The following is a 9,946-nucleotide window of genomic DNA, read 5'->3' as shown; positions in this document are numbered from 1 at the left end:
TCACCACATCGACGCGCCCATCGTTGTAGCTGGTCTGGGTGCGGTAGCGGTTGCCGTAAGCGTCGTGCAGGTAGCTTTCGTCAATGCGTGCCTGGTATTGGCCGCCGATGTTGCGGACCGTGGTCCGGGTAATGGGAAACAGCGCAGCTTCGGTGGAGCGCCCAGCCATCCAGCCGCCGCAATCATTGAAGAACCTCCCCTACTTTTGCACCGGCAGGTAGCTAATACCTCAGCAGCGACATGCTCTGCACGGGACGCAGGCGTTGCCTGCCATCGAGTGCGCTGAGCTCGATCACGAAGGCGGCGGCAACCACGGTGCAACGCTGACGCCGGATCAACTCGGCGGTCGCCCAGGCGGTTCCTCCGGTGGCGATCAGGTCATCCACCACGAGCACCCTGGCGCTGGCCGGTAGGGCATCCTTGTGCAACTCCATGGCGTCACGGCCGTACTCCAGCTCGTAGTGGACCCGCTCGGTCGCCCGAGGTAGCTTGCCCGGCTTGCGCGCAGGCACGAAGCTCTTGAGCATGCGCGCTGCCAGGGCTGCGCCAAAAATGAAGCCGCGTGATTCGATGCCCACGATAATGTCGACCTCGGCGTTTACGTAGTGTTCCGCGAACAGGTCCAGACAGGTCGTGAAAGCGACCGGACTGGCAAGCAGCGGCGTGATGTCCCTGAATAGAATCCCAGGCTTGGGAAAGTCGGGGACGTCGCGCACGAAGCTCCTCAGCATCTCGGTACGTTCCCTACTCATCCCGCCCTCCGTGGCGCGGATCGGGCTCGAGGGCAACGTACGCTGCCACAGCCAAGTGATCCGGATTGGTGGCCTCCACGACAAGCGGCGTGACAGAGGCATAGCCCTGCTCCAGGGCTTGTGTATCCGAGCCTTCGCATTCCTCGTGGTGCGGGTAGCCGCCAACTGTGTAGTACTCGCGCCCCGCGGCGTCGTCGTACTCGGTCACCACCGGTTCCCGGTACACGCGCCGGCCGAGGCGGGTCGCACGTACACCCTTGCTCGACCCGCTCGGGAAGTTGACATTGAGCAGGGGCGCCGGGCCATCTGGCAGCTTGGTCTCGAGCAATCTGTGCGCTATCCGGGCTGCCAGCGCGGCTGCGGCGTCAAAGTCTCGGTCTCCATCCATGGAGAAGGCAATGCCGGGAATGCCGCGAAGGGCGCCTTCGCGCGCGCCCGCTACGGTGCCCGAGTAGTAGATGTCGTCGCCCAGATTCGGGCCGTGGTTGATCCCCGAGACGACCACATCCGGGGCGCGCGAAAAGAAATGGCCCTGATGCAGTGCAATGTAGACGCAGTCCGCCGGCGTCCCGTCGATCGCGAACACACCCTGCGCCTGACGGACGGGATGCATCGCCCGATGCAGCGTCACCGCGTGGCTGCAGGCGCTGCGCTGGTAGGCCGGCGCGACCACCACTACGTCCGCCTGCAGGACCAAGGCCCTGCGCAAGCTCTGCAGCCCGAGTGCATCTACGCCGTCGTCGTTGGTCAACAAGGCAAGGGGACGGCCCATGCGTGACTGGTATCAGCATCCGGCGTGCGCCGCTAGCGCGCATCGGTCACCACGAGCGACAGATGCGTGGGCCGGGAACGTGGTCCCGACGGGGAGCGCCTCCGAGCGGCTCTTTGCACGCGTGCCGTGAAGGCGAGTTTGGACATGCCTCTCGGACCAGGCTCATGCGACGGTCGGGGCAACGCCGGAACGAAATCGGGGGGCGGCGCGCAACCGCCGACCTCAAGCCCAATCTCGAGCTCTTCTTGACGCCGTGCGATGCGGGCGGCGAGCTCCGCCCGAGACAGACGCTCCCGAAGGTGAGTGGCAACGACCGGCTTGGTCAACAGGTCTGTGACCCCTGCCTCGAGGGCGGCCTGAACGTCGTCGACCAAAGTGTGCTCGCTCAGCATGACGATCGCAGGCAGGCGATCGGCGCGACCGGCTCGCAACCACTTCGTCAGCTCGAGTGCCTCGCCCCCCTCATCGCACCTGGACCAGGCTAGGACCACGAGCTCGAAACGCTGCCTGCTCAGCAGCCCACGGGCCTCCTGCAGACACGAGCAAAGAAGGCTCGGGTGACCGCGGCGTCGCAGCCAGGCGCAGATGCTTGTCCCCAGGACAGCATTTCCTTCAACTACGAGCGCTCGCAACGGGTGGTCGGCCATGATGGGCCCAGCAACGCCGGTTTGCGCTCACACGCACACACTGGCGCCTAATGTGGGAAGCTGACTACCAGCTGGGTCGGACACGGTCCAGCGGAACTTGAGCTTAATGTGCAGGAATCGTGATCGCCGATATAAATACTGCGAAATTGCAGAACAACGGAACGCGGCGCGGCTAGCGGCCGGCAGCCGAACCAGGTTGTCTCTGCGTTGGTCAAGCTTGCCCATGCGAGCGACCAATGGGAGCTCTACTCTCGCAGCTCTGCCAGCACCTCGTGCGGTAGGGGAAACCAGCGCAGGTGCTCGAAATCTGCAGTCAGGCGCGGCGGTTCGAGCTGCAGGTCGAGGAAGCGCTGCTGGGCGCCGGCGACAACCTCGTCGGCCATCTGCACGTACCGAGCGCGCTCCATTGCCGGGTTGGGGCGAGTCCTGAAGGGAAAATGGAGCCGGCCGTCGCCGTAGTCGATCTCGCGCAGGCTTCTGAGCGCGTGACGGTCTCCGGACGTGTGGGACCACTGTCCGCTATCGGGCTGGAACCGATAGTCGGGCATGACCTTGAAACCGTGGTCGGCGATCCATCTCACGGCATCCAGCAAGAAACCGAACTCCGCTTCGGAAACGAAGTAGTTGAAGCTCACTCGCACCCAGCCAGGCTTGATCCCTTCGCAACCGCGCGTGATCTCGCGTTCGAATTCCCGCGAAGTCTCCAGATCGATGCGCAGCAGGCGGTGACCATACGGTCCCGCGCACGAACAGCCGCCGCGCGCCTGAATGCCAAACAAGTCGTTGAGCAACGCAACTACGAAGTTGTGATGCAGGTAGCGATCTGCGTGGCGCACCACGAAAGACACGATCGACAGCCGCTTCGCGTCCGGATTGCCCAGGACCTCGAGCTTGGGATGGGATTGCCAGGCCTCGATGGCGCGAGCCACGAACGACGACTCGCGCCGCTCGATGGTGGCGACGCCCACCGCTGCCTTGAGCTGAAACACGAGGCCGGCGCGGATGGACTCGATAATGGCGGGGGTGCCACCTTCCTCACGCAGCACAGGATCGGACAGGTAGCGGTGCTCGAAGGCGTTGACGTAGCTCACGGTGCCGCCACCAGGCACCACGGGCACCCGGTTGCCCAGGAGCTTCTTCTTGGCGACGAGCACGCCAGGGGTGCCGGGTCCGCCGATGAACTTGTGGGGGGAAAGCACGACCGCATCCAGATAGCTCGCCGCCGGGGCGCCCTGCGGCGGATTCATCTGGATGCCGGTATAGGGCGCCGCGGCAGCATAGTCCCAAATGGACAGTGCCCCGTGGCGGTGCAACAGGCTCGCGATGGCGGCTACGTCGGACACGATGCCGGTTACGTTGGACGCCGCCGAGAAGCTGCCGATCTTGAGGTAACGGCGCTCGAAGCGCACCAGCTCGGCCTCGAGTCGGCTCAGATCGATCTGACCATCGTCGTCCTCGGGAATCGTGACGACCTCGGCGATCGATTCACGCCAAGGCAGCTCGTTCGAGTGATGCTCGTAGGGCCCGATGAACACCACCGGACGATCGTGGGGCGCAATCTGCGCGGAAAAGCGATGGCGATCGTCCAGCCGGGAAGGGATGGCCAGCCCCAGCAAGCGAACGAGCATGCTGATGCCGGCGGTGGCGCCCGAGCCGCAAAAGAGCACCACGTCCTGCGCGCCGCCGCCGACCGCTTCCTGGATGATGCTGCGCGCGTCCTCTCTGAAGCGACTGGTCTGCAGCCCAGTCGCCGAGGCCTCGGTGTGCGTGTTGGCGTACAGCGGCATCACTTCGTCGCCAATGAAACCCTCGATGAACGAGAGGGGACGACCGGAGGCGGTGTAGTCCGCATAGGTGATACGCCGGGCACCGTAGGGCCCTTCGATAGCTTCGTCCTTGCCGACCACCGACTCACGAATGGTGTGTAGGAGCGTGTCGCTACCGGCTTGCATGTCGTAGCCCTTAGTCTTCCACACAACCAGCGAATCGCCCATCCGGCGCGCGGCGCGGTCCAGACACCTATAGCTTCTGGCGAACGCCGACGTAGTGAAACAGCGTGAGCATGCCTTCGACACGACCGTGCATCAGCTTGCCGCGAACCGCGGGCCTGCTGGGCGCCCTGTGGCTGACCTGCGCCTGCTCCGTGGACAAACAAAGCCTTGGCCCGGGGGACGGGGGGCTTGGACCGGGCGCCTGCGCGGCGAGCGAACCGGGGTCGCTGGGCGCCTGCGCCGCAAGCGGGGCAACCTGCGTCGCAGGCCGCTGCGCGACGTGCATGCCCGGGTCGGGCAGCTGCAGCAACGGCGTTGCTCGGCACTGCCGCGAGGACGGCTCCGGCTACGACCGCTTCGAGTGCGACCCGGTCCAGGGGATGCGCTGCGAGCCCGGCGGATGCCGGGGCGTCTGCGCACCGCCCGAGATATCGAAGAGCTATGTGGGCTGCGACTACTACCCCACGGTCACGGCCAACCCCGTTTGGGAAGGGTTCGATTACGCAGTCGCGATCTCCAACGCCTCGACGCTTCCTGCTCATGTCACGATCACGCGCGGCGACACTGCGATCAAGGAGCTCGACATCGGCGTCGGCAGCCTCGAGACCGTCAAGCTGCCGTGGGTCGAACAGCTCAAGGCAACCGGGATCGATCCGGCGCGAGCGTGCCCCGCGGAGATCCTGCCGCCCGGCAGCAGCCAGCTGGCGCGCGAGGGCGCCTACCGAGTACGGTCCGATCAACCGGTTACCGTCTACCAGCTGAGCCCGTTGCAGTACGAGCTCGTACCTGCTCCGTCCGGCTGCCCAGTAGCATCGGACTGCCCGGGCGCGGTCGGCGCTACCTCGGCGTGCCTCTCCTACAGCAACGACGCTTCCCTGCTGTTGCCGGCCACCTCGCTTACGGCGAACTACGATATCATCAGCTGGCCTGCGCTCAACGAAGGTGCCGCCTTCATCTCGGTCACGGCGACCGCCGACGACACCACGGTAGAGGTGAACGGCGGGGCGCGCTTCAGTCCAGGCGGCGGCATCGATGCGCGCGGACACGGTCGGGTTTCGATGCAGCGCGGCGACGTGCTGCAGATCCTGTCCGAGCACACGGGTCCCAACCTGCAGTTCCTCGACGATCCGACCGGCACCAAGCTGCGAGCCAGCAAGCCCGTGCAGGTCATCGTCGGCCACTCCTGCGCGCGTGTGCCGACCGCGGACACGCGCGACTGCGACCATCTCGAAGAGGCCCTGTTTCCGGTCGAGACATTGGGCAAGGAGTACGTGGTCACCTACCCCGCCGCGCCAGCGAGCGAGTCGCCTCATGTGATTCGTGTCCTTGCGGTGCAGCAGGATACCGAGCTCACGTTCGAGCCGCCGCTCGTGGCGGCGACGAAGATCAGCCCGGGTGATCCACCGCTCGAGCTACGCGAAGTCTCCGAGGACGTTCGGATCACCTCGGACAAGCCGATCCTCGTCGCCCAGTACATGCAAGGGCTCTCTTCGGTGCGAAGCGGCGCCGGAGACCCCTCCATGTCGCTCGTCGTGGCTTCGGAGCAGTTCCGCAAGGACTACATCTTCGTCGCCTCGAAGACCTACGACGTCAACTTCATCAACGTGGTGGCACGCCAAGGTACAAGGGTAGTCCTGGACGGCCAGCCGCTGCCCAGCCACGGCTTCAGGCCCATAGGCCAGACAGGCTTCGCGGTCCTGCGCCACGAACTGCCGGCGGGCGGGAGCGACGTGCACCGCATCCGTGCCGAAAGCGAGTTCGGCCTGCTGGTCTACGGCTACGGCCGCTTCACGAGCTACATGTATCCAGGGGGCCTGGACCTCAAGCGCATCACACCGCCGCCGCTGCTCTAGGATGATTCCTCTTCGGCTCCATTCGATCTGCTTGCCCGGCCTGCTACTGGTCCTCGTAGGAGCCGGGGGCTGTTCTGTCGGAAACGACGGTCGCAGTCCGGCTGCCCACGATGCTGGAGCCCATGCCATGCAGCAGCCCGATGGGGCCAGCGGCTCACGCACTGATGACGCAGCAGCCGGCGACGCAGCCGGTAGAACCGACAGCAGCCTGCTCGTGGGCGATCCGGGCGCTGCCGCCTCGGGAGGCGGCGGCGCGGCAGGCGCGGGCTCGTGCACGCCAGCCGGCTGCGAAGCTCAAGGTGCCACGTGTGGGATGATCGATGACGGCTGCGGCAGCACGCTCTACTGCGGCACCTGCAAATCGGGTGAAGTGTGCGACGCTGCCAGCCACACCTGCCTGTCCGGCGCCAACGCGTGCAGCTCCGCCGGCCTCGAATGCGGCATCGTGACGGACGCCTGCGGCGCCTCCGTTTTTTGTGGGCAGTGCGAGGCGGGCAAGCGCTGCCAGGGTGGCCAATGCAAGGCTTGCGAGCCCAAGACCTGTGCAAGCATTGCCGGCTGCGGCAAGGTGCCGGACGGCTGCGGCGGGACCTTGGACTGCCCGGCGTGCGTTGCAGCACAGATCTGCGACGCGATCACCGCCGCGTGCCGCGCGTGCGAGCCCACGAGCTGCGCCGCAGCGGGCGCCGAGTGCGGCACGATTTCGGATGGCTGCGGCGCCACGCTGGAGTGCGGCAGCTGCCCCCGCGGGCTGGTGTGCGCCTCCGACCGCTGCGTCGCAGCACCCGCGCCCGCCGAGTGCGTCTCGCGGGACAAGACCTGCGGTCGCCTGCAGAGCGCCTGCACGGGCCGCAGCCTCACCTGCGGTGCCTGCCCCGAGGGCGAGGTTTGCATCGACAACCTGTGCGCGAGCTGCGTGCCCATGACGTGTGCGGAGCGCAACCGGCAGTGCGGTACGACGAGCGACGGTTGCGGAGCCACGCTGAACTGCGGAGACTGCCCGCCCGACGATCGCTGCTATCGCGGTGAGTGCTGCACACCAAAGACGTGCAGCGGCGCCGGAGCACACTGCGGCACCATCTCGGACGGCTGCGGGGGCACGCTCGACTGCGGAGACTGCCCGGGTGGTCAAGTCTGCGGACTCACCAGCGCCAACACCTGCATCCCCTGCACACCGAGAACCTGCGGATCCGATCGTTGCGGGCGCATGTCCGATGGCTGTGGCGGCCGAATAAATTGCGGCAGCTGCCCGAGAGGATTCGTGTGCGGGCTAAGCAGCGCCAACCTGTGCGAGCCCTGTACGCCGAGAACCTCATGCGGGCCAGCAGAGTGCGGGCGCGTGCCCGACGGCTGTGGGGGCAGGCTCGACTGCGGAGACTGCCAAGCGGGGTTCGTGTGCGGCCTGACCAGCGCCAACCTGTGCGAGCCCTGTACGCCGAGAACCGCCTGCGGGCCAGCAGAGTGCGGGCGGGTCAGCGACGGTTGCGGCGGCAGGCTGCAGTGCGGCGGCTGCAACACAGGATTCGTGTGCGGCCTGACCAGCGCCAACCTGTGCGAGCCCTGTACGCCGAGCAGCAGCTGCGGGGCGGGCAGGTGCGGCGAGGTCTCCGATGGCTGTGGTGGACGCGTGAACTGCGGCTCTTGCCCCGCGGGGCAGCGCTGCAGGGACCACAAGTGCTGCGCGCCCAAGACGTGCAGCGACCTCGGGATCGCGTGCGGCTCGGCAAGCGACGGCTGCGGCGGCACGCTCGACTGCGGCGATTGCGGGAGCGGTGTCTGCCTGCAGGGCGGAACGTGCTGCGATCCCGCGCCCGCCCCTTGCGCCGGCAACTGCGGGCAGCTCGTGTCCGACGGCTGCGGCGGATCGCTTATCCAATGCCCTCCATGCCTGATGTAGGGCGACGAAAAGCAGCGCTCGCGCTGCCGGCGCTCGCGCTGCTTACGGTCGGCTGCTCGCGCTCCAACAGCGGCAACGCCGAACAGCCTCCGCTGCCCCCCCTCGACGCCGCGGCGGATGCGACCGCGGGTCATGCCGATGCAGGCAGCACCCAGGTGCCTCAAGGGGGGGTGTGCAGCACGGATGGCTGGTGCTGGGAGCTGCCCTATCCGCAGGGGCACGACCTGCTCGGTGTCTGGGCACGCTCCGCCAGCGATATCTGGGCGGTTGGAGAGCACGGCCTTCTCATGCACTTCGACGGCTCCGAATGGCGCAACGAGCCCGGCCTCAGCGAGGAATCGCTAAACTCCGTCTGGGGCGCAGGCAACACGGTGTGGGCCGTCGGGGACCGGGGCGTAGTCCTTGTTCACGACGGTTCAGGCTGGTCCGAAGTCATCCCGTCGGACGGCGGCTCGGCCACCACGGGCGCCCCGGACCCGCCGCGGGACGACCTGCACGCGGTACGGGCACGCGCCGGCGACGTTTGGATCGCGGGGGAGGCCGGCCTGCTATGGCACTTCGACGGCAGCCGCTGGAACCGAGAAGCACTCGGCACGAGCAACGCGTTGCGCGCGGTGTGGGCCGCCTCGGGCTCGGACAGCGTTTGGATCGCTGGCGACCAAGGAACGCTGCTCCACTTCGATGGGACCGAGTGGACCCACGAAGACCCCGGAACCAGCCGGGATCTGCTGGCCATCGACGGGCTGAACGAGCGCGATCTGTGGGTCGTGGGCGAGCGGGGAACCGCACTGCACTTCGACGGGCGGCAATGGGAAGCGAGCGAGACCGGGTTCTCTGGTCATCTTACGGCCGTGGTAGCGGATTCGACGGCGCCAGGTGCCCGGCCGGGCGCTGCCGGCGCGCCAGACGCGAGCACTTCCGCGGCAGGCACCGGGGGTGGTGGCATGGACGCCGGAACGGACGCCGGCGCTGCCGGCAGCGGCGGTGACCCGATCTGGCGTGCATGGGCATTCGGCGACGACGGAAGCGCCTGGCGCTACGGGCAACGCTGGACACCGGTGGCAAGCGGCACCCGGCGACGCCTCGAGGCCGCAACCCGGTTGGCCAAAGGCCAGCTGCTGGTCGTGGGTGAGCGAGGTATCGTGCAGCACTGGTCGGACGGCGCCCGCTCTCTCTTGTCGCACGGCTCGCTACACAACCGGCTGAGCATCCGCGGCGGGCCGAACGGCCGGGTGTGGAGCGTGGGTGACGAGTTGCTCGTGCGCCGGCAAGGCACCTGGGCGGTGCAGGAAAACCCCACGCCGCGCTCGCTCTACGGACTGTGGGCAGACAACTTGGATTTGTGGGCGGTGGGCACGGGCGGAACGATCGTTCGCCACCGGCAGGACGCGTGGTCGGAGCCGGCAAGGGTCAACGGAGCGCGGGGATGGCTGCGTGCGGTCGGAGGCAGCAGCGACGGTGCCGCCTGGATCGTGGGCAACGACGCAGCCACGCTGATCCGCGCCGGATCGACGTGGATCGACGTCGACAACGGCTACCGCGCGGATCTGCTCGCCGTGTGGGGACAGCGTGAAGACGACTTCTGGGCGGTCGGAAGCGACGGCGCAGCGCTGCACTGGGACGGCTCGGCCTGGGCCGACGTGCCCACAAGCGCAGACGGCAGCGTCGGCGCGACCCTGCGCGCCGTGTGGGGAGCAGCCAGCGACGACGTATGGGCCGGCGGGACGGGCGGCATCCTGCTGCACTGGGACGGGCGCGCTTGGTCGCTGGTGACGGAGGGAGAAAGCTACTCGATCAACGACGTATGGGGCAGGGCTGCCGACGATGTCTGGGCGGTTGGCACGGGCGGCACCTTGCTGCACTACGACGGCAACCGGTGGTCGGCGAAGAGCAGCGGGACCCGCAACTCGCTCGAGAGCATCTGGGGTGATGCGCGCGGAAACCTCTGGACTGTCGGCCTGCACGGCACGGTCCTGCGATACTCCGCGCAACAGTAAGGACCCGCCACACCATAACCTGCCCACCTCGCAGGCT

At 67.3% G+C, this 9,946-nt stretch carries 7 protein-coding genes; 3 read left to right on the top strand and 4 right to left on the bottom strand.

The features are described 5' to 3' along the window. Window positions 1-221 precede the first annotated feature (221 nt). The 4 genes from MJD61_18695 to MJD61_18680 all read right to left on the bottom strand — a co-directional run bounded on the left by MJD61_18695 (window position 222) and on the right by MJD61_18680 (window position 4,123). Window positions 222-752 carry an adenine phosphoribosyltransferase gene (locus tag MJD61_18695; GenBank protein MCG8557293.1) on the bottom strand — a complete coding sequence of 177 codons (531 nt, stop codon included), beginning with the start codon at window positions 750-752 and terminating at the stop codon, window positions 222-224. Beyond that, entirely contained in the window at window positions 745-1,524 is a 780-nt protein-coding gene (gene surE / locus MJD61_18690) for a 5'/3'-nucleotidase SurE (protein MCG8557292.1), read from the bottom strand. The genes MJD61_18695 and surE overlap by 8 nt, the downstream gene beginning before the upstream one ends. 32 nt (window positions 1,525-1,556) lie before the next feature. Beyond that, entirely contained in the window at window positions 1,557-2,171 is a 615-nt protein-coding gene (locus MJD61_18685) for a response regulator (GenBank protein ID MCG8557291.1), read from the bottom strand. 245 nt (window positions 2,172-2,416) lie between these two features. Beyond that, on the bottom strand, window positions 2,417-4,123 hold the full coding sequence (locus MJD61_18680; GenBank protein ID MCG8557290.1) for an aminotransferase class V-fold PLP-dependent enzyme: 1,707 nt from the start codon (window positions 4,121-4,123) through the stop codon (window positions 2,417-2,419). Window positions 4,124-4,233: 110 nt separating this feature from the next. Here MJD61_18680 and MJD61_18675 point away from each other — a divergent pair, with 110 nt between their 5' ends. From MJD61_18675 to MJD61_18665, 3 genes are all read left to right on the top strand, one after another. Next, window positions 4,234-6,015, top strand: coding sequence for an IgGFc-binding protein (locus MJD61_18675; GenBank protein ID MCG8557289.1), 1,782 nt, complete (start codon window positions 4,234-4,236; stop codon window positions 6,013-6,015). 127 nt (window positions 6,016-6,142) lie between these two features. Further along, complete coding sequence (locus tag MJD61_18670) at window positions 6,143-7,912, top strand: hypothetical protein (protein MCG8557288.1); 1,770 nt, start codon at window positions 6,143-6,145, stop codon at window positions 7,910-7,912. Further along, window positions 7,900-9,909 carry a hypothetical protein gene (locus MJD61_18665; protein MCG8557287.1) on the top strand — a complete coding sequence of 670 codons (2,010 nt, stop codon included), beginning with the start codon at window positions 7,900-7,902 and terminating at the stop codon, window positions 9,907-9,909. Before MJD61_18670 ends, MJD61_18665 begins: the two co-directional genes overlap by 13 nt. Window positions 9,910-9,946 lie beyond the last annotated feature (37 nt).

Source organism: Pseudomonadota bacterium, assembly GCA_022361155.1.
Lineage (GTDB): Bacteria > Myxococcota_A > Polyangia > Polyangiales > JAKSBK01 > JAKSBK01.
The sequence above is the reverse complement of the archived record's forward strand: the minus strand, read 5'-3'. Positions and strand labels throughout refer to the sequence as shown.